This is a genomic window from Flagellimonas pelagia, from assembly GCF_003584135.1.
Lineage (GTDB): Bacteria > Bacteroidota > Bacteroidia > Flavobacteriales > Flavobacteriaceae > Flagellimonas > Flagellimonas pelagia.
Genome location: NZ_QXFI01000019.1, coordinates 1 through 20,497 on the forward strand (window position 1 = coordinate 1; position 20,497 = coordinate 20,497).

General features: G+C 41.3%; 21 protein-coding genes. 5 read left to right on the plus strand and 16 right to left on the minus strand.

Annotated elements, in window-relative coordinates; translation table 11 throughout:
• The first annotated feature begins 59 nt into the window (after positions 1 to 59).
• From D2V05_RS07820 to D2V05_RS07840, 5 genes are read left to right on the plus strand one after another with little or no spacing between them, the layout of a single operon-like run.
• Entirely contained in the window at positions 60 to 974 is a 915-nt protein-coding gene (locus D2V05_RS07820) for an IS481 family transposase (protein WP_119646114.1), read from the plus strand.
• Positions 975 to 1,008: 34 nt separating this feature from the next.
• Positions 1,009 to 1,683, plus strand: coding sequence for a response regulator transcription factor (locus D2V05_RS07825; protein WP_036378998.1), 675 nt, complete (start codon positions 1,009 to 1,011; stop codon positions 1,681 to 1,683).
• A gap of 3 nt (positions 1,684 to 1,686) precedes the next feature.
• On the plus strand, positions 1,687 to 3,393 hold the full coding sequence (locus D2V05_RS07830; protein ID WP_051947122.1) for an efflux RND transporter permease subunit: 1,707 nt from the start codon (positions 1,687 to 1,689) through the stop codon (positions 3,391 to 3,393).
• A 14-nt stretch (positions 3,394 to 3,407) separates the two neighbouring features.
• Entirely contained in the window at positions 3,408 to 3,659 is a 252-nt protein-coding gene (locus tag D2V05_RS07835; protein WP_081894152.1) for a patatin-like phospholipase family protein, read from the plus strand.
• Between the two features lie 7 nt (positions 3,660 to 3,666).
• On the plus strand, positions 3,667 to 4,440 hold the full coding sequence (locus D2V05_RS07840) for a M90 family metallopeptidase (RefSeq protein ID WP_036378992.1): 774 nt from the start codon (positions 3,667 to 3,669) through the stop codon (positions 4,438 to 4,440).
• Between the two features lie 494 nt (positions 4,441 to 4,934).
• Here the strand turns inward: D2V05_RS07840 and D2V05_RS07845 are convergent, their stop codons facing one another.
• The 16 genes from D2V05_RS07845 to D2V05_RS07920 all read right to left on the minus strand — a co-directional run.
• Positions 4,935 to 5,387: a pyridoxamine 5'-phosphate oxidase family protein gene (locus tag D2V05_RS07845; RefSeq protein WP_036378982.1), complete on the minus strand. Its 453-nt coding sequence runs from the start codon at positions 5,385 to 5,387 to the stop codon at positions 4,935 to 4,937.
• 178 nt (positions 5,388 to 5,565) lie between these two features.
• Positions 5,566 to 6,747 carry a phospholipase D-like domain-containing protein gene (locus D2V05_RS07850; protein ID WP_119647138.1) on the minus strand — a complete coding sequence of 394 codons (1,182 nt, stop codon included), beginning with the start codon at positions 6,745 to 6,747 and terminating at the stop codon, positions 5,566 to 5,568.
• Entirely contained in the window at positions 6,737 to 7,999 is a 1,263-nt protein-coding gene (locus D2V05_RS07855) for an MFS transporter (protein ID WP_119647139.1), read from the minus strand. Before D2V05_RS07855 ends, D2V05_RS07850 begins: the two co-directional genes overlap by 11 nt.
• The gene (locus D2V05_RS07860; RefSeq protein ID WP_036378979.1) at positions 7,999 to 10,146 is read right to left on the minus strand and encodes a copper-translocating P-type ATPase; all 2,148 of its coding nucleotides are present in this window, start codon (positions 10,144 to 10,146) and stop codon (positions 7,999 to 8,001) included. Before D2V05_RS07860 ends, D2V05_RS07855 begins: the two co-directional genes overlap by 1 nt.
• Positions 10,147 to 10,158: 12 nt before the next feature.
• Positions 10,159 to 10,890, minus strand: coding sequence for a PPK2 family polyphosphate kinase (locus D2V05_RS07865; RefSeq protein ID WP_036378977.1), 732 nt, complete (start codon positions 10,888 to 10,890; stop codon positions 10,159 to 10,161).
• 11 nt (positions 10,891 to 10,901) lie between these two features.
• Complete coding sequence (locus D2V05_RS07870) at positions 10,902 to 11,195, minus strand: hypothetical protein (protein WP_036378974.1); 294 nt, start codon at positions 11,193 to 11,195, stop codon at positions 10,902 to 10,904.
• A gap of 3 nt (positions 11,196 to 11,198) precedes the next feature.
• Complete coding sequence (locus D2V05_RS07875) at positions 11,199 to 11,852, minus strand: hypothetical protein (RefSeq protein WP_051947118.1); 654 nt, start codon at positions 11,850 to 11,852, stop codon at positions 11,199 to 11,201.
• Positions 11,849 to 12,742, minus strand: coding sequence for a ribose-phosphate pyrophosphokinase (locus D2V05_RS07880; RefSeq protein WP_036378972.1), 894 nt, complete (start codon positions 12,740 to 12,742; stop codon positions 11,849 to 11,851). The genes D2V05_RS07875 and D2V05_RS07880 overlap by 4 nt, the downstream gene beginning before the upstream one ends.
• A gap of 8 nt (positions 12,743 to 12,750) precedes the next feature.
• Positions 12,751 to 14,253, minus strand: a complete 1,503-nt coding sequence (locus tag D2V05_RS07885) for a thymidine phosphorylase family protein (protein ID WP_036378969.1) — start codon at positions 14,251 to 14,253, stop codon at positions 12,751 to 12,753.
• Positions 14,254 to 14,256: 3 nt separating this feature from the next.
• Positions 14,257 to 15,633 carry an MBL fold metallo-hydrolase RNA specificity domain-containing protein gene (locus tag D2V05_RS07890; RefSeq protein ID WP_036378967.1) on the minus strand — a complete coding sequence of 459 codons (1,377 nt, stop codon included), beginning with the start codon at positions 15,631 to 15,633 and terminating at the stop codon, positions 14,257 to 14,259.
• Between the two features lie 15 nt (positions 15,634 to 15,648).
• Positions 15,649 to 15,903 carry a hypothetical protein gene (locus tag D2V05_RS07895; protein ID WP_036378966.1) on the minus strand — a complete coding sequence of 85 codons (255 nt, stop codon included), beginning with the start codon at positions 15,901 to 15,903 and terminating at the stop codon, positions 15,649 to 15,651.
• Between the two features lie 27 nt (positions 15,904 to 15,930).
• Positions 15,931 to 16,770, minus strand: coding sequence for an ATP cone domain-containing protein (locus D2V05_RS07900; RefSeq protein WP_036378964.1), 840 nt, complete (start codon positions 16,768 to 16,770; stop codon positions 15,931 to 15,933).
• Complete coding sequence (locus tag D2V05_RS07905) at positions 16,763 to 17,317, minus strand: potassium channel family protein (protein WP_051947117.1); 555 nt, start codon at positions 17,315 to 17,317, stop codon at positions 16,763 to 16,765. Before D2V05_RS07905 ends, D2V05_RS07900 begins: the two co-directional genes overlap by 8 nt.
• 13 nt (positions 17,318 to 17,330) lie before the next feature.
• Entirely contained in the window at positions 17,331 to 18,161 is an 831-nt protein-coding gene (locus D2V05_RS07910; RefSeq protein WP_036378961.1) for a universal stress protein, read from the minus strand.
• A 25-nt stretch (positions 18,162 to 18,186) separates the two neighbouring features.
• Positions 18,187 to 19,182, minus strand: a complete 996-nt coding sequence (locus tag D2V05_RS07915) for a 2-hydroxyacid dehydrogenase (RefSeq protein ID WP_119647140.1) — start codon at positions 19,180 to 19,182, stop codon at positions 18,187 to 18,189.
• A gap of 22 nt (positions 19,183 to 19,204) precedes the next feature.
• On the minus strand, positions 19,205 to 20,497 hold a 1,293-nt coding region (locus D2V05_RS07920), incomplete at its 5' end, for an MgtC/SapB family protein (RefSeq protein ID WP_235855412.1).

Genomic DNA, 20,497 nt, shown 5'->3' on the forward strand with positions numbered 1-20,497 from the left:
TGTGACTACGTCAACTAAAAGTGTACTATTTTGATAATAAATCAAGAGACACTTTTGACATGGAAAAGACAAGAGAAATTGAGCAATACTTAAGATGGAAGTTCAAACTAAGAGTACTTGAATTTGCAAAAGATTATGGAAAGGTCAAGGAGACCTGTGAAATGTTCAATGTTAGCAGGAGCAGCTATTTTAATTGGAAAAGAAAGTTTGACAAACATGGAGCAAAGGGTCTTTTAAGGAAAAAGAGGGAAGCTGATACCTACCCCAATAGAATCAATCAGAAAACGGTTGATCTGATATTGGACCTTAGAAAGGAATACAAACTTGGCACATGGCGCATCAAATGGTATTTGGAAAGATATCACAGTATCAATGTCTCTGAATCAAGTGTCTACAGAACCCTGAAAAGGAATGGTATCAAGCCGCTCGAACGAGCCGTTACCAGAAAAGCGATGGGACCTAAACGCTATGCCAAGAAAACCCCGGGCCACCATGTTCAAGTAGACGTCAAGTTCTTGGTTTTCCACACCAAAGAAGGAAAAAAGATAAAAAGGTATCAGTACACGGCGATTGATGATTGCACACGTATCAGAGCGTTGAAAGTATATGAAAGGCACAACCAATCAAGTTCCATTGACTTTATGGATTATGTGGTCGGTATGTTCCCGTTCCGAATCCATACCGTCCAAACCGACAATGGGCATGAATTCCAATCCAAGTTCAATTGGCATGTGAAGGACCTTGGCATGGAGCACCGTTATATAAAGCCCGGAAGACCCCAGCTCAATGGAAAGGTGGAACGGTCGCACCTCACGGACAAAAAGGAGTTCTATCAACTATTGGACTACTCCGACGACGTGGATTTGAACAAAAAAATAAAGCAATGGGAAGACTTTTATAACTTTGATAGACCACATGGTGCATTTAAGGGAAAGACACCCTATGAAATTTTAATGTATCACTTGAAAAAATAAGAATTCAGTGCCATTTTAGCTGAAGTAGCACAGTATGAAGATCCTTATTGCAGAAGACGAGACCGAACTCCAGAAATCCATTGCCACCTATTTGGAAAGGGATGGCAATGTCTGTGAAATGGCTTCAGACTACCACGAGGCCCTCTATAAGATTGACCTCTATGAATATGATCTGTTGGTCCTGGACATCAACCTGATCACCGGTAGTGGATTGGATATCCTAAAACTGTTGAAGCGCAACCGTTCGGAGACCCCGACCATCATCATCTCCGCCAACAATTCCTTGGACGATAAACTGGAAGGATTGGATCTGGGTGCCGATGACTATTTGACCAAACCCTTTCATTTGGCCGAACTCAATTCGAGGATAAAGGCGGTTTTGAGAAGGGGCAAGTTTGGGGGCAATGACCGTTTGGAGTTCCACGAGATTTCCATTGATACGCGCTCTAGGACCGCTTATGTCAATGAGCAAGCCCTTTCCTTGACCCGTAAGGAATTCGATCTCTTGCTTTTTTTTGTCACCAATAAGGGACGGGTGCTTTCCAAAGAGATCATCGCCGAACATTTATGGGGGGATCATAGCGATCTTGCGGATAATTTTGATTTTATTTATGTCCATATCAACAACCTGCGCAAAAAATTGACCGAAGCAGGGGCCAAGTATATCAAAACGGCCTACGGAAGTGGGTATAAGTTCGTGGAAGAGTGATCTATGGGGGATACCTTGAAAAAAATACGATTGATCAGAAAGACCTCCAAAACTTTTTTGGGGATCAGTGCCCTGTTGATGTTGGTCAGTACGGTGGCCCTTTATTTCTATCTGAGGAACCTGCTCCAGTCTGAAGTGGAGGAAGAGCTCCGTTCGACAGAGGCACGGATCGAAAGTTCCCTGATCGAAAATCCGGAGCCTTTTCAATTGTCCCCGGTGGTCGAGATCCAAAAGGTATCCCGGTTGGGCAATGAGGTGCTAAAGGATACCATCATCTATGATCCCTCACAAGATGAAATGGAAGAGTTCAGGGAACTGTCCACCTTCTCCGCCATCAATGGTGAAAATTATAGGATCACGGTCCGCGCACTTGTGGTGGAATCGGAGAATATCCTGATCGCCGTGGTCATTTCCTATTTGGTGATCATCCTTTTGGTATTCCTGTTCCTGTTTTATGTGAATCGTTCGAGGAACCAAAAACTGTGGACCCCTTTTTTCCACAACCTGGAGCAAATGAAACGGTTTTCGCTCAGCTCCGATGCTCCCATCGCCCTGATGGACAGTGGAATCCTGGAGTTCTCCGAATTGAATTCAGAGATCAAGATCTTGACCAATAAGGTCCGTTCGGATTATCGGAACCTGAAACAATATACGGAGGATGTATCCCATGAGATGCAGACCCCCTTGGCCATTATACAGGCAAAGATCGAGAACGTGATCAATATGGAGGAACCATTGGACGACCAGCAGTTCGAACAACTCACTTCCATCCAAAGGGATATACAGCGACTCTCCCAAATGACCAAGCGCTTGACCTTGTTGACCAAGATCGAGAACAACCAGTTCGCCAATATCGAGCAACTGGAAACCCAGATCCAAGGGGTGGTCATCAGTAGTATAATTGAAAGGGAGCAGGTAGTGAATATCCGGTTGGTATTTCCCGGCACCAACACCAATTCGGTTTCCGATATCCAACAAATGACCCTGCAATTGCCCAGTGGGGATATTGTACCCTTACAAAAAGTGGCGAAAATTGAAATAGGGAAGGGAGTGGCAGAGATCAATCGGGAAAACCAAAAATCCATAGGGGTCGTTACGGCTCGCTTGAACAACAGGGACCTTGGGTCTACCTTGACCGATATCCGAAACAATCTGTCCACGAAGATCAGCCTTCCCCCGGGGTATCATATTGAATATGGAGGGGAATACCAGCAACAACAACAGGCTTTTAAGGAATTGATGCTCATTTTGATTGCCGCGGTACTGTTGGTCTTTACCGTCATATTGTTTCTGTTCAGAAAGATCAAGATTGCTCTTGCCATCATATTCATTGCCATTTTAGGGGTTGCAGGTTGTCTGTTGAGTCTATTATTGACAGGAACACCTTTGAATGTAGGAAGTTACACAGGTATCATTATGATAGTTGGGATTATCGGGGAGAATGCCATTTTTACCTATCAACAGTACCAAGAATGTGATGTTTCGTTATCACACCCACAAAAGATCGAATATTCCATAGCGCAACGATTGCGGCCCAAATTAATGACAGCCACTGCCGCAATCATGGCCTTGATCCCCTTGGCCCTGGGTATCGGAGCAGGGGCCCAGTTGCACCAGCCCTTGGCGATTGCCGTCATCGGAGGGTTGGTCTTCGCATTGCCATTGTTATTGGTGGTACTTCCAATTATACTTAAATTGTTGAAGGAGTAAAAACAATTTAAAAGATGCCATTGATTGGAATTGCTTTGTCAGGAGGAGGTGCAAGGGGAGCTGCCCATATAGGGGTCCTTCAGGCCCTTAACGACCACGGGATATTTCCGGAAGATGTTTCCGGATCCAGTGCGGGAAGTATCATCGCGGCATTGTACTGGTTTGGATATACCCCGTTGGAGATTCTAGACCTGTCGCACAAAAAGGAGTTTTTGAAGATCTTTAAATTGGGAATCTTCAATAAGAGATTCACTTTACTGAAGTAACACAAATATGATTTATGTTTTTGTATTAATAGTTATTCTTCTATTTTTTGTTTATAACTATAGAAAGTCGCAACGGCGTAAACCTCGGCCTTTTCCTGGTCACTGGCATGAGCTGGCAATGGCTTATGTGGTTTACTACCGAAATCTTCCTGGAAACAAGCAAATGCTATTTCAACGCAGAATGATGGAATTTCTAAGTGAAGTCTACATTGAAGGTGTGCGATTGGAATTACAAGATCTTGATAAGGTTTTGATTGCGGCAAGTGCAATTATACCTGTTTTTGGATTTGAAGAGTGGCATTATACCAATTTAAGTGGAATCTTGTTATATCCCGATTACTTCAATGCGGACATGCAATTCAATGGTAAGGCAAAAACACGGAATATTGGTGGAATTGTTGGTAACGGACGTTTTGAAAAACAGATGATATTATCAAAAAAGGCATTATACCATGGTTTTGTGAACCAAAGTGATAAAAGCAATACCGGCATACACGAATTTGTACACCTTTTAGATAAGCTTGATGATTTTGCAGATGGTATTCCGGAAAGATTATTAGAGCATCAATATACCATACCTTGGATAAATTTGATCCATAAGGAAATGGAAGCGATAAACAGTGACCATTCTGATATTCGAAAATATGGTGGAACAAACGCTGTTGAATTTTTTGCAGTTGCTTCAGAGTATTTTTTTGAACGTCCAGATTTACTCAAAAAAAAACATCCAGAACTTTATAACATGTTGGTTGTGTGCTTTATGCAGAATCCTGAGGCCTGAATTCATAATTGAATTATATCATTTGCAATTGATCAATTTTAAAAGCTGATTCGTAGATGCCCCAATCTTTTTATGCTTACCTCCCAAACCAGGATCGTTTAATAGTATAATAACCTTAATTTTAAGCAGCAAGGGCAAATGTGATTAACAGTTAAGAGTGATTTCTCTAAATTTTGCGTGAATTTGGGTTCTGTTTGTGGTTATGAATCCTTTCAGGAGATAATAGGTCAGATTTGGTGTCGGGATCCAATATAATGTTCCGATCTATTGCTTTAGGGTCATTAAAATGTCCCAGAATGGTTTTGCCACAATACGCCGTGAGCTTAATTTTCTTCAATTATTAGATTAGAGATTACTTAGACCTTAAAAATCGTATTCCAATTTTAAACGAATTTTGGCCTTGTTTAATTTTTTTTAACCACGTTAAAATCTTTTCGTTTCTCATTTCGGAATCCTATGATTCAAAAAGATGGTCTCTTTTTGAAATCTATCTTTTATTTTTTTCTTCTTTTACCCGACATTTCTAGTATTTTGATTTGAAAGACGACTGGAATGCCATTAGCAGATGATTTACTGGAAAATTCATTGATGAACCCTACCTCTCTGTTTTCTTTTCTACGGATAATGTCCTTCACGCCTTCGGTGAATAGATGTAATTTTTGTTTGGCACTACTGCCTCGAATTTCTTCGAATGTACCTTGTAACATGACCGATTCCCAATTGGATATGGATTGCACTTGTTCGACTTGAACGGCAACCGATTTGTTGGCTCGCATCGCATCGATTTTATGGCCTTCCGAGGTATAGCTAATGATCGTATTGTCCGTAGGGTCAAAATAATAGGTAAAGGGAATCACATGGGGCTTCCCTTGCCATAGATAGGCCAAGTGGCCGAGGTAATTGTTCCTGAGTATGCGTTCGATCGCGTTTGGTGTTAAATCTGTCATTATTAATGTATTTCAATATTACTAATCGTTTTATATGTATGGTGCCTAGCGCAGTTACAGTTTGCATTCCGCCACTGATTGTATATTTCCTTATTTTAGGTTCTTGTGCCGTATGGTTTGCTGCTCGGGTCGTAAAGACAGATAAACGAGCCCAACCATTTAACCACTTGCCAACATATTATAACCTATAATTTTTCAAAAACCTTAAATGCGGAAGAAAGGTCAGAAAAAGCATAATCGTTCGTACCATTTGGTAAAAAATCCAATTACCCAACTTATTGAATATACCGGCTCTTTGTCTTAGACTCCCCTTTGTAATTTCGCTACACTCGCTTATAACTATTTCAAAGTCAGCCCGAAGGTTTTCGGCAAATTCTACTGAGTGAACCTCTACGTTCATTTCAATGCTGCCATAGCAACTAAGACTGTTCAAGTTAAATGAACCTACGGTAGACCATTTGTTATCAACCACCGCAGCTTTACCGTGTACTACGGATTTGTTCCACTCATAGATTCTCATATGGTCGTCTAGAAAAGAGGAGTACAAATGTTCGGTTGCCCTACGCACCAAAGGCACATCGCTAATACCCGCTAAGATCACCGTTGTTTTTATTCCTCTTTTACACGCCTTTTTCAAAGCCTTTGCCAATCTGTTTCCAGGTAAAAAATACGAGCCCACGATTACAATTTCCTTTTCGGCATGAATGAAGGCGTTCGTGTAGGTATCACAGACTTCCGTTTTTTGCTGTAGCCAGTCGTTTTGTAAAATACCCACGAGTGCACTACCGGCCGAATGTAAAACTGGTGGTATTTTTTTTGAACTCCCTTTTTTGAAAAAATAATCGCTACACAATATTTGTAGATTCTTGGCTGCTGGGCAGTTTAACTGAACGGCATAGTCCAACCAAGGTTCCGAACCTGTGGTTCCGTGGTACTTATCGGCAATATTGATTCCGCCTATCAATGCCATTTTTTCATCGGCGACCACAATTTTATGGTGCATCCGCCTGCCGATATAAAAATTGTTCAGAGAGAATAAAGGTGAAAAAAAACGAAGTAAAATACCATGCTGCACCAAATCCTGGGCAAAACTATTGGGTAATGCAGCGCTACCATAGGCGTCCAATAAGACATATACCTTTACCTTTCGTTGAGCGGCTTTCTTCAAACAGGAGGCTATACGGTTTCCCGTATCATCGTTTTCAAAAATATAGGTCTGTATATGGATTTCTTTTTCTGCCTTATCGATTAACTTTTCCAGCCTTAAAAAATAGTCTTCTCCCGAACGAACCAATTCAACATATTTCGAATTGTCAGCAGCATTTTGAAGTGCTGTTTTACTACATTTTCTATGATCCATCCCTAAAGTTTTTTATGCTTAAGGGCCCGTCAATCCCTTTATTTGGTCGCTTCAAAAAGTAAACCAGTCCCATAGCACCAAAAATGGTTGCACCGGCAATAATAAAAGGGTAATAAAACCCACCAGCTATCAGCCAAGTCCCCAGTACCGGGCCCAAAATCTGTCCGATACTGTTCGTGGAACTTTGAATGGATATATTCCTTCCCGTATTATCCCGGGAAATCAAAGAAATTGCCGAAAGCAGGTTTGGTGTCACCATGGCTCCCCCAGCTGCGAAAATTATTATGGTACCGTAAATGTATAGTTCACCGCTCACAAAGGGGAAGACAATTAACGAAACACCGGATATTAATAACCCTAATGTTATTTGCTGTTTTGAGGTCAGCATTTTTTCGCCATAGGTCGCGAACACAGGCTGCAAAATGGCCATTACCGAACCACAGAGCATAAAACCGATACCCACCTGATTGGTTGTAAATGCCAACTCATCCTTCCCATAAATTGAAAACACGGTCTCAAACAGGGTAACCACAAACTGTATCGCAAAGGATAGGAGCAACAAAATGATAAAATAGTTACTCAGGGAAAAACTGAATTTGACCGCCTCAGAAACAATACGTTTTTTTATTTCGGTATTCTTCAGCCATTTTATGATTATCAGCAATACCACAAAGCCCAAAAGAGCAGCCAAAATAAAGGGAACCGAAAAACCGTCTAAGTGGAACACCCCAAAAGAGTATGTATAATGTAGGTTCGTTTGCGACAGAAATCCCCCCAGAACAGGGCCAAATATCACCCCGGAACTGATAGCGACCCCAGACCAGGCCATTATTTTGGTCCTTCGCTTTTCAGAGGTAATATCACTTAAATAGGCATTACTGACCGGAGTGACCGCTGACGTAAAGATGCCCCCTATGATACGGGCTATATATAGCATCGACAGAGAAGTGGAAAGACCGGTTAGCAAGTTCATCACGACAAAACCTACAAGCCCCAATAGTATTATAGGTTTACGGCCGTGTTTATCGGAAAGCTTGCCCCAGACGATAACGAACAAGAGTTGGAACAACGGATAAATACTGGTCAACATTCCGATATGGAAGTTGATAAGGTCCGTATCCAGATTGTCTTTTAAAGCCAGTTTTTCGGTATAATATGGGAGGGTAGGCAATAAAATGCCGTAGCCCAACATCACTACGAACAAACTCAATAAAACTAGAAATATTCTACCGAGTTTTTCTTTCCTGTTCATCAGTTGCTTCCGATTTTTCTTTTTAACAATTGAGCGTTTATGGCAACAATGATGGTACTCAAGCTCATAAATACGGCACCTACTGCTGGCCCCAACACAAATCCAGAAGAATATAAAACCCCAGCCGCCAACGGTATGGCCACAACGTTGTAGCCTGTTGCCCACACCAAATTCTGGATCATTTTGTTATAGGTGGCTTTACCGAACAATATCAGATTGGCGATATCTTTTGGGTTACTGTTTACCAAAATGATATCGGCGGTTTCCGCGGCAACATCGGTACCGGAACCAACAGCAATTCCTACATCAGCTTTTGCCAATGCAGGTGCGTCATTGACCCCATCTCCCGTCATGGCCACAAACTCTCCTTTGCTTTCCAGTTCTTTTACGATTTCCACTTTTTGATGGGGTAGCACCTCGGCATAATACCCATCCAAACCAAGTTTGTCACTCACAGCCTTTGCTGTTTTTTCATTATCGCCCGTAGCCATTAAGACTTTGATGTTATTCTTTTTGAATACTTTGATGGCATCGGCAGATTCTGGCCGTATTTCATCGGCCAGCGCAATATATCCTGCTAATTTTCCATCTATCAGAACAAAAACTACGGTCTCTGCGGCATCACTAAAGGCATCTTCGGTAATTTGGATTTTTTCATCCCGAAGATATCCCGGACTTACTACCTTGACCTTCTTACCCTCTACGATTGCCTCTACACCCTTGCCCGTTATGGCGTTGAAGTTTTTGGTCTTTGGAATCTCGATGTCCTTTTCTTTGACCTTTTTGATGATCCCCACGGCGATGGGGTGTTCGGAGCTTAGTTCTAGAGCACTGGATAACCTCAGAATTTCATCTCTGGTGTACAATTCGTTCACTGATTCAATTCGGGTCACCCCAAAATCACCTTTGGTCAATGTTCCCGTTTTATCAAACAATAAAGCCGATATTTTTCGGGATTCTTCAAAGGCCGTTCTGTTTCGGATCAATAAACCATTTTGGGCAGATACCGCTGTAGATATAGCGACAACCAACGGAATGGCAAGACCGAGCGCGTGTGGACAGGCAATGACCATGACCGTTACCATTCTTTCCAATGCAAAAACAAATGGGAAACCTAAAATCAGCCAAACCGCGAGTGTCCCAAAGCCAATGGCCAATGCAATATAGGTCAGCCATTTGGCCGCCCGATCTGAAAGGTTCTGCATCTTCGATTTCGTGCGCTGTGCCTCATCGACCATCTTGATCACCTTGTTCAGGTAACTGTCCTTTCCAGTATGCTCTACCTTTACCCTTAAGGTACTATTGCCATTTATGGAACCTCCGATGACCTTATCCTGTACTTCTTTTTTTACCGGTTTTGACTCGCCTGTCAGCATCGACTCGTTCAGGTAGCTAGATCCTTCGGTGATGATGCCATCCGCGGGTACTTTCTCGCCGGGTTTAACCAATATGATGTCATCTTTTAATAAATCCTCTAGTTTTACATCTTGAATTTTATCACCCACAACTTTATGGGCCTCAGCGGGCAGCATACTGACCAAAAGTTGGAGTGCCTTGGATGCGCCCAGCACCGATTTCATTTCCAACCAATGTCCCAACAGCATGATGACAATCAAGGTGCTCAGTTCCCAGAAAAAGTCCTCCCCAGGGAGTCCGAAAACTGTAGCGGCACTATAGAAATAGGCCACACTTATAGCCATTGAGATTAGGGCCATCATGCCCGGACCCTTGGATTTTATTTCATTATAAAATCCCTTTAAAAATGGCCAGCCGCCCCAGAAATAGACAAATGTTGATAGTGCAAATAGGATATACGGATTTCCGGGGAGCAATAGGTCATACCCAAAAAACTCCTGTATCATTGGCGATAAGAACAATATTGGGATGGTAACGATTAAAGATATCCAAAACCGTTTTCTAAAATCCTTGACCATCATTTTATGGTGGTCGTGCCCCATTTGTCCGTGAGCGGGGTTATGGCCCGAATGGTCTCCACTTCCGTGATCCATTTTAGAATGGTCTTCTCTTTGGTGTTGCTTTTTGGAGGAGTCCATCTTAGCATGGTCATGGTTACTGTGATCCATTTTTGAGTGATCCATCTTAGAATGGTCCATTTTTTTGTCCTTGTGCTCTTTGTGATTGTCCATAGTGTTCTATTTTTAGGTATTTGGATATGTTAAATTATGTTTTTTAAGGTGTTCCAATACTATTTTGGCAACGCAATAGTTGCGGTACCAACGTTTGTCGGCTGCAATAATGTGCCATTGAGGGTCGTTGCAGTTGTTCATTAACATATTATAAGCCTCTCTGTAAACTTCCCATTGGCTGGCCGCTTTTTCGTCTTCGGCACTATATTTCCAGCGTTTATAAGGTTTGGTCTGTCTTTCTTTGATACGTTCTTTCTGTTCTTCTTTGGAGATATGAAGAAAAAATTTGAGTACATGAATGTTATTTTGCCTAAGATGCTGTTCCATATATTTTAATAGCTTGCAACGGTGTTCAAGTATTTCTTCTTCGAGGGAATTGGTAACCTTGGGTACCAGGATATCTTCATAATACGAGCGGTTAAAAACTTGTATCATGCCCTTTTGGGGAAAGTGCGGATAGACCCTCCACAGAAAGTCGTGCCTGAGCTCCTCTTCGGTCGGCTTTTTGAATGATTTTACATGAACACCCTGTGGATTCATGCCCTTAAGCGCATTACGAATCGTACCGTCTTTTCCAGAAGTATCCATTCCCTGCAAAATAATCAACAAGCCAAAGCGCCCATCGGCATAAAATTTGTTCTGAAGCTCAAAAAGTTCTTCCCGTATCCCTAACAATCTTTTTTTGGATTGTTTTTTTGAGCTACCTGCGGGAGGAAGGGTTGAAATTGTATTTAAGTCTATCATAGGTTACAGTTTTATCGTAATTTTCTTCGCATTGCTTCCGAGATATTTTCAGCATAGACCCCATAGGCATCTACCAAAAGCCCCTTTATACCATCTTTTGATGAAATGGCATAAAGAACACTGTTATCGTCTGTACTGCTCATACCTTCAAAACGATGGGTTTCATCCACATCAAAATCTTCGGGCTGAATTTCCATTTTCAGTGAGGCACATTGCAAGCATTCTGGTTTCAAGTTGAAATCATAGGTATATCCCCTGATCTGTAAATCATTAATTGCTTCTGATAGGGTGTCATAGTTTCTCATAATTTATGGTTTGTATGTCATCGTAAAATAGCTGCCGTCTTTCTCGGTAAATTTCTGGAATGATAACAAGTTCTCATTTGTAAGTTTTTCACTTGCAACATAGTCCAATTGTTTAATTCGTATACCAATGGCGTAGGCTTTAATATTGATTTTGGATTTGATTGTTTTCCCATTACCATTGGATTCCAACACCCGGTCATAAATTTTTATTTTGCTGTTAGAACCAAAGAAATTCAACAATCCGGAGTCGAAACTCATTTCGAGTTCGACACTATCCAAGTTCGACAGATCATAGAGTTCCTTGAAATTTTCAGAGGTCGTACTGATTTCGGTTTCCTTGGATTTTGGGTTCGAAAACGGAAAGGCCATTACCATTATACTGGCTTCATCGGGCTTGCAGCGATACGTCATGGTGTATTTGTCAGTAGATTTTTTGTCCTTGTCAAACAGTTCGGCAACCACTTCAACCTCATAATATCCATCGACTTCTTTTAGCTTTCCCGCCTTAAAGGTCTGCTTGTTCAGAAAGTCTCCATTTTTATTAAAACTTTCCCGTTCCACCCATCTATCGGACAATTGTCCGATCAACATTTTATTCTGTGCATATGCAGAAACGACCATAAAAATGAATACTGTAAAGTGCAATCCTATTTTCATTGATGGTGCATCAGTTCGTTTACTTCCTTGGCTATGGTATCGCTTAAATCAATTTTATTTGACTGATGTGGAATTGTATTGCAGGTAATGATATCCTTGACATGGGCATCCCAGAGATCTTGATAGGCATTCCCTGAAAATACGGCATGAATGCCAATGCATATTGCAGGTTTCATTCCCGTACTCTTCAAATGCTCCGTAGTATCTATCATGGTACGGGCCGTAGAGATGATATCGTCCACCAAAACAGGGGTCGCGTCCTTAAATTTGTCAACTTCAGGCACGGAGACTTCAACATCACGGTCACCATGGCGAGTCTTTTGTAAGACCGTGAAAGGTGCTCCCGCTTTTTTTGCCACATCTGCAACCCACTGCTCGCTTTCCGAATCGGGCCCGATCAGTACCGGATTATGGATATTTTCCTTGATGTATTTTGAGATTTCGTCAGCGGCATGGATGACTCTGTTCGGAATTCTATATACTTCGCCCAACGAATGTATCCGATGCAAATGGGGATCAATGGTGGTGATGCTATCTGCGAAACCCGAAATCAATTTCCCAAAAAAACCAGAAGTTACACCTTCACCTTCATTAAAAATCTTGTCTTGCCGCATATAGGCAAGATAGGGTGCTACCAAACAGGTACACATCGCACCAAGTGATTTTGCTGTTTGGCTTAAAAAATAGAGCGGTAATAGTTTTTCATCTGGTTCGTGTAAGGTACAGACCAAAACTACACATTTATCTTTTACATCGGAAAGTATGCGTGTATAGGATTCACCGTCCGGAAATTTTCTTATGTTGCATTCCCCGATTTCCGCTTTCATTTTTTTAGCCAACAACTCGGTGAGTTCCTGATTTCCGGGAAGACTGAATAATATAGTTTTCATTTTGTTTTTTATTTAATGGTTATGATATCGTTATGGCGATTTTTGTATTCTAAAGCATAGTTTAGCTCACCTTGTGATTCTGCAAAAAGCGTGTATAGTAAGCCGTCTTTTTCAACTTTATCATTTAAATGGACATTCAATGAAATTCCCGCAGATTTAGATTGGGGTGCACCTGAAAGTTTTGCGAGCTTCGCTATCTTTCTATTGTCAATACGCTTCAAAATCCCCGAAGTCTCCGCTCTGATTTCTGTTTTAAAAGGTGCCAAAACAGGTTGTGTAAAACGCCCCTGGGCTTTACAAATGGCAAGAAATTTTTCGTAGGCCTTACCAGATATAAGTACCTCTTTGGCGGTTTCCATTCCTTTTTCTTTTTCGACCTTTCCTGAAAGTTCTAACAGTTCTCCAGCCAACAGCACAACACGTTCCTTTAAGTCTTTGGGTGCATCTTCTTCATTTTTTAGCACATTCAATATGTCGATAGCTTCCAATGTTGGGCCGATGCCATAGCCTACAGGTTGAGAGCCATCTGTTATGATTGCTTTTACCTTCAGGCCGACAGCCTTACCGACATTTTCCAAATGATTTTTCAGCTTTTCAGCCATTTCCATACTACGAACTTTGGCAGTTTCACCTACAGGGATATCGATAACAACGTGAGTAGAACCAGCTGCAGCTTTTTTTGATAGTACGGAAGCTATTAGCTGCCCTTCACTGTCAATATCCAATGCTTTTTCAATTTTAATGAGCACATCATCTGCGGGACTTAGTTGGGCAGTACCGCCCCAAACAAAACAACCACCTTCTTGATTTACTACGTTCTCTATCTCGTCAGCAGAAAGCGCAACGTTGGTGAGAACTTCCATTGTGTCCGCCGTACCTGCTGGTGATGTAATGGCTCGGGACGATGTTTTGGGCATTGTAAGCCCGTAAGCGGCAACTATAGCCACTACCAAGGGGGTGGTTCGGTTTCCAGGCAATCCACCAATACAATGTTTATCCACAACTATTTCTTTGTTCCAGTTTAGTTGCTTTCCTGAAGCAATCATCGCTTTTGTTAGGTCGGATATTTCATCAATATCCATTCGGTCTCCTGCACAGGCTGTGATAAATGCTGAAAGATGGATATTTGAATAATCTCCCTCCACGATGTCTTTTATGATCTGATTATAGGCATCGTAATTGAGCTTTTGATTATAAATTTTTGCCCTTACGTGACTCAACGATTCAATAGGTTCCAAATGGGAAACATACAGCATATCATTTGGGGAAACATTCAGTTTTTTTGCAGCAGCGTCTGATAGACCTATCTCATTGGGCAACAGAATATCTGAATTTATGACGTTGAGGCTTGCCACTATTGAACGGGTTACTTTAGCAACCCTTATCCTTGTGAGTGCCTCAAACCCTTCCGAAATACACACGAGGCAATCATCACGCATATATACCACATTTTCGTTTTGGGTATAGATACCAAGATGTTTATATTTTAAAATATTTGAATGTTGTTCCATGGCCTATACTATTTCTTCAATGCTGTATAATTGCGGTATTTCTGCTTTCCAGCTATAAGTTCTCTCAATGTCGTTTTTCAATGCCTTTGCACCTTCATTTTCACCGTGTACAATAAAAATCCGTTCAGGCGTGTTCTGTATCTTACTCATCCAACCCAAAAGTTCTTTATGGTCTGCATGCGCTGAAAGCCCTTCAATTTCAACAACTTCCATGTTAAAAGGAACCCATTTTCCATAAACTTTGAGTTCCTTGTCACCTTCCAGTAACTTCCTGCCACGTGTACCTTCGGCCTGATAACCTACAAATAGAAGGGTATTATTGGAGTTTTGAGCTTGGGTTTCAAGATAGTTAAGCATTCTTCCTCCAGTAAGCATTCCGCTTCCGGCAATGACAATTTTTGGTTTATTATCAGTCCGCAATTCCATAGTTTCACGATAACTGCTTACAACGGTAAAGTGCGAGCACATTTCATCACATTCATTGTCTTCTAATCTGTGCCAATCCCTTGTGCGGTGGAATAGTTCTAGTACATTAGTCCCCATAGGGCTGTCCATTATCATTTGCACTTTTGGTATTTTATTTTCCTTGAGCAATCTCCAAAAAATAAGCATCATAAGTTGGGCACGTTCTACCGAAAAGCTTGGGACAAATAGACTGCCACCTCTATCAAGGGTGTCATTGACCAGTTTTTCAATCTGTGGAATGGCTTCTTCTTCCTCTGGATGAAATCTTCCGCCATAAGTGGATTCAATAAACAGTACATCGGCCTTTTTCGGGTTTAATGGTGGGTATAACAGTAAATCATGGGTTCTACCTATATCTCCTGAAAAGACATAGCGTTTTCCATGTACATCCAAATCGATATAAGTTGCTCCCAAAATATGTCCATTGTATTGGAAACGGGCTTTTACGCCATCAAACAATGGAATCCATTGTGATTGCGGAACGCCCTTAAAATGTGGAACGGTTTTTTCAACATCCTTTAAGTCGTATAGTGGCTCTGCTGGGCTGTGCTTGGAATAACCTTCTTTATTGGCACGTTCGGCTTCCTGTTCCTGTATTTTAGCACTATCGTTCAGAATGATTTTGGCAATATCCAAGGTTGGATTTGTACCGTAAATAAAACCATTAAATCCTTGTTTGACCAATCTTGGTAGATAGCCTGTGTGGTCCATATGGCCGTGTGTGAGCAAAACCACATCAATCTCTGAAACGTTCACAGGGAGATATTCCCAGTTTTTGAGACGTAACTCTTTTAAGCCTTGAAACAATCCACAGTCAATCAGTATTTTTTTGTTTCCAGTATCCACTAAATATTTGGAACCGGTTACTGTACCAACCGCTCCCAAAAAATGGATGTTTATTTTATTATTTTTCATTTTTATAATATTTTTTTAGTGGCCACCACAGCAAGAAGGTGTGTTACTTTTGTCTTGAGTCGATTTGTACAACTCTACTATTTCATTATAAAGATTTCGCGAATCCTCTTTGATAAAAAGGGCTAACTTTTTAATGGATAAAGGTTCAAAGTTTACCATTTCCAATAGTATTTCCAAGGCTTCTTCAAGCAGTTTTGGGTCATCTTCCAATGCTTCGTAAAATGGTTCTAAATCAATACTCTTTTGTTTCTTTAATTCTTCTGTTTTCATGATAGTTATTTTTAAGATTTTATTTTTTTAATGGTTTTTGCACAGTGCTTCGGAATCCTCCAAAATCTTTTTGTGCCTTGTTTTATCTATTCCGATTTCATTTAGCAAAGTAGGTGTTTCGTGAAGCTCTTTGCAGAGCACAATGCCTTTATCCAATAATTTGGATTTCTCGGCCTTCGTCAAGGTTGTTAAAGAGGTTAAGGGATGTAGGCCGGATTTGTCTATGCGTTCTTTCAGACCGTTTCCTTCCGGATAATCCCAACTTGTAAGCATCAGCCCAACACAGGTGCCATATTGTATAGCATCAGTTGTAAAACGGGTGTTGGTGTACACTCCACCCTGATGAAACTTTGTTTTGTGGCCTTGCTGTTTTTCCCATTGTTTTTCGACATCCAAAAATCTTGAATGTATATATAGTGGAATCTTGACATTGCAAAACCTGCCTTGGTCGCTATGGTATTTGCATTCAATCATATAATGTTTCTTATCCTTTTGGGCAATGACATCTACTTCATGGGTCACACAGCTTCCCTGTATGATGCTACTGACTTGTGTCTGAAATCCTTCGTGTTCCAGCAATTTGCCGACAAACTTTTCAAAGGGGTAGCCTGAAGGCCCCAGTTCCATCAGCGCTTTTTTGAGTTTGTATTTTGATGCGCTTACCCGAGATTTCCTTTTCAACATCTTAAAGGCCATTTGATATATCTTCTTGGTGGTCATTCCGTCGAAAACGATGTCCTCAATATTTTTGACAATCTCATTAATTGTTATTTCATTCGCACCGGCCCGTTCCAATGACCGCCTTACTTTTTCCATTTGAAAAGGTGCCTTCTCGCCGCTTGCTTTTATAATTGTTATCTTATCCATTAATGTGTATTTTTTTAATATTGGCCAAAGCAAAGACGACCAAGAAAAAGCTTAGGAATATTTCGAGCATGACAACAAATCTGGCTACGTCTGAAGTAGGAACAATATCGCCGTAGCCCACCGTTGAAAATGTGATCACACTGAAATAAAAAAAGTGATACAAATTGTAGAGATACGAGTTCGAATAATCAGGAACGCCTTCAAATGTGGTATGGTTAAATTGGAAAAGACAAGCATAGTCGGTCGCATAGGAGAAAATGCTAATGATGATAATCAATCCAAAAACCCAAAGCAATCTCTCCAATGAATGACAGATCTTGATCAATTTTGACAAGCGTTTCAGGGTAGTTGCCGTTATCACAATGGTCTTTCCAAGTGCTGCCGCAACGATAATTATGTGGAATGGAAAAGAGGGGTGGTCTATCATCGACATCAAAACGACATACAGGATGCCTATTCCCAAAATGGTAACCAGGGGCAATACCGTTCTGTCCAACAATAATTTGTAGAAGGCTATTTCTCGTATTTGACCTAAGCTATCGGACATAGTGTTATACTTTTCAAATTTTGATAGTCATTACCGGCAGTGATGAATGGTTTGCAACCCCTTCAGCTATACTTTTTGAGAACAAACTCAAAAAACCTGTATTGCCATGTGTGCGCATGGCGATCAGGTCAGCTTTGTTTTGCTTCAAATAAGTGTTGATGCCCGTCTCCACCGTCATTTCGTTATAGACGTTCATAGAGAAATTCTTGAGTTTGGGAAAACCCTCCAAAAACTTTCGAATAGGGTCTAGGCCGAGGGCAATACTGTTACGGTCCGATTCTGTATTGATGCGCAAAAGGTGAATTTTTGCATTGCATTTTACTGCGATGGATAGTACCTCTTTAAAGGCATTGCCCACATCCTCCACAAAATCTGAAACGAAGACGATATCCTTGAAAGGAAACCTTACATCATCTTCTTTTACCACAATGACCGGAACATCAGATCTTCTTACCAAACGTTCGACGTTGCTTCCCAAAAGTTCCCGTACAATGCCCTTGGTGCCACTACTGCCCGCAATAATGAAATCATGGTCATAATGGCCAGAATGTTTCAGTATGTTTTCCTGGTCCACCTGAAATTGCAAAAAGGTCTGACATTTCAGGTTTTCTTGTTCGGCCTTTTTTTCCAATGCACGTAATGAGGCTTTTGCTGCCCCAATTTTTTTGAGGGTCTCCGGATATCGCTTTTCTTTTTGCTTATCCAATTTTACCCAATCCACCGGTGTTTTCAGCAAATGGAAAAAATGGATTTCTGCCTCGAAGAGCTTGGCCATCTTGATTCCAAACTCCGCCGCCTTATTGCAGTTCTCTGAAAAGTCTGTGGGTACCAATATGTTTTTCATCTTAACTATGATTTTATGGGTTGTTTCACTTCGTTTTTATTTCATTTCCTGAAACGGTTCCATTTTCGAAACAATCAATGTTATAAATGGTGGTTTCAGCAATGTTGGTCAAAGCCGTATTGGTCAAAAAAGCCTGGTGACTGGTAATCAAGACATTGGGAAAGGTCATTAATCGGGCAATTACATCATCTTGTAAAATCTCGTCGGAGTGGTCTTCAAAGAACAGCCCTTCTTCCTCTTCATACACATCAATACCGAAATAGCCGATTTTCCTTGATTTCAGTCCCTCTATGACCGCTTTGGTATCGACCAGCGCGCCCCTGCTCGTATTGATAAGCATTACCCCTTTTTTCATGCGTTCGATTTGTTCGGCACTGATGATATGCCTCGTTTCGGGGGTTAAGGGAACGTGGAGGCTTATGATGTCCGATTCGCTGCAGAGTGTTTGGCAGTCAGTGAATCGTACACCATACATTTCTTTCAATTCCTTATCCTCCTCTAGGTCGTATGCCAGTATCTTACAGCCAAAACCATATAGTATTTTGACCAGGACCGCACCAATTTTTCCCGTGCCCAATACCCCGACCGTTTTGCCGTTCAGGTCGAACCCTGTGAGTCCGTTCAGCGAGAAATTCATATCCCTGACCCTATTGTGGGCCCTAACCAGTTTTCTGTTCAATGCAAGTATCAACGCTATGGTGTGTTCGGCAATGGCATATGGGGAATAGGCAGGAACCCTAGCTACTTTTATGTCCAATTCGGTAACTGCTGCCAAATCAACATGATTAAAACCAGCCGAACGCAATGCGATATTTTCTACGCCAATGGCTTTTAGTTTTTTTAGTACATTCTTTGAGGCATCATCACCTGTAAATAAGCTAACTGTTTTAGAACCTTTAGCTAGAACAGCCGTTTCTTCTGTCAATCGAACATCAAGTAGTATTAATTGATGTTTATTATTATTTGCTTGAATTAGATAATGTTCTTCAAACTTGTGTGTGCTATATACTGTTGTGTTCATTTTGGTTTCTGCTATTAAAATCTCAATTTATCCAAGAATTAAGTACAATATAAAGGATGCCAAGAAGGACGACCGCCCCAAAGGCATAGCCCACTAGTCGCCCTGTTTTTTGAGAGCCTTTGAAAAAGGCAATGCCCAATTTCACGGTCATATTGCTCAGGGTCGCTGCAATGATGACATTCGATGCCAAAATCAGCTTTTCATTCTGCAAGGCAAATTTTGCCATACTGATGGTTATGGCATCGGTATCGGCCAAACCTGCTATCAATGCCGAATAATAAAGACCACTTTCGCCAAAAAATTTGTTTCCATAAAAAACCGAGAACAGGATGGCCACATAGATGCCGCCAAAACCGATCGCATTCCAGATGTTAAGTGGATTTCCCAAATTGATGTCGGTGTTCGGCTGATCGTCATCCTTCCGTATCAAAAGCAGGGAAGCTACGAGACAGACCACCGTAAGCAGGGCAAAGGGAATTGTAAGATAGTTCAGGATAGCAATATTGAAAATATAGGCAAGAGCCGCAAGTCTAGGGAACATAATCGCCGATGCTATAATGATACCCGCTGCGTATTTTTTTGAAAGCTCGGGAGACTCCTTACTTCTGGAGGCATAGATCCAAGCTACCGCCGTACTCGATATTAAACCGCCCAGAATAGCCGTCAACAAGATTCCCTTTTTTGATCCAACATATTTGACCAAAAAGTAGCCGATAAAGTTCAAAAAGGAAACAATGACTATAATAGCCCCTATCTCAAAAGGGTTCAGAAGGCCCTCTGGCCCATAATCCTTATCGGGCAGAAACGGTAATATCAAAAGTGCAATGATTGAGAATTTGATAAAGGCAAACAGTTCTTCGGATGTGATATTCTTTATGAACGAGCGGAAGGTGGTCTTTAGCGATAACAACGTAACCACAATTACGGCCGTGGCAATAGACTCTTTGTACAAATGGCCCGAAACCATAACACCAAGAATAAATGTGGCAATCAAAGCGAGATTTGTGGTATTACCGGTCATGGAATGTTTCTGCACAATGGACAAATGGCTGATGGCAAAGAACAAAATAATGGTCGCCAAACTAACAATGACAAGCCAAGAGGTATAAGTCTCGTTCAAACTGCCCAACATAAAACCGATTATGGCCGTTATCGGAAATGTTCGAATACCGGCAAACCCCTGCTCATCCTTTAGCTTGTCATATTCCCTTTCCAGTCCAAGGATAAGACCTATACCCGTGCTTAGGAGTACCCCCAGAATGTAGGGGCTTAATAGCTCACTTATGTTTTGATGTGTTTGCATTATTTTTTTCTT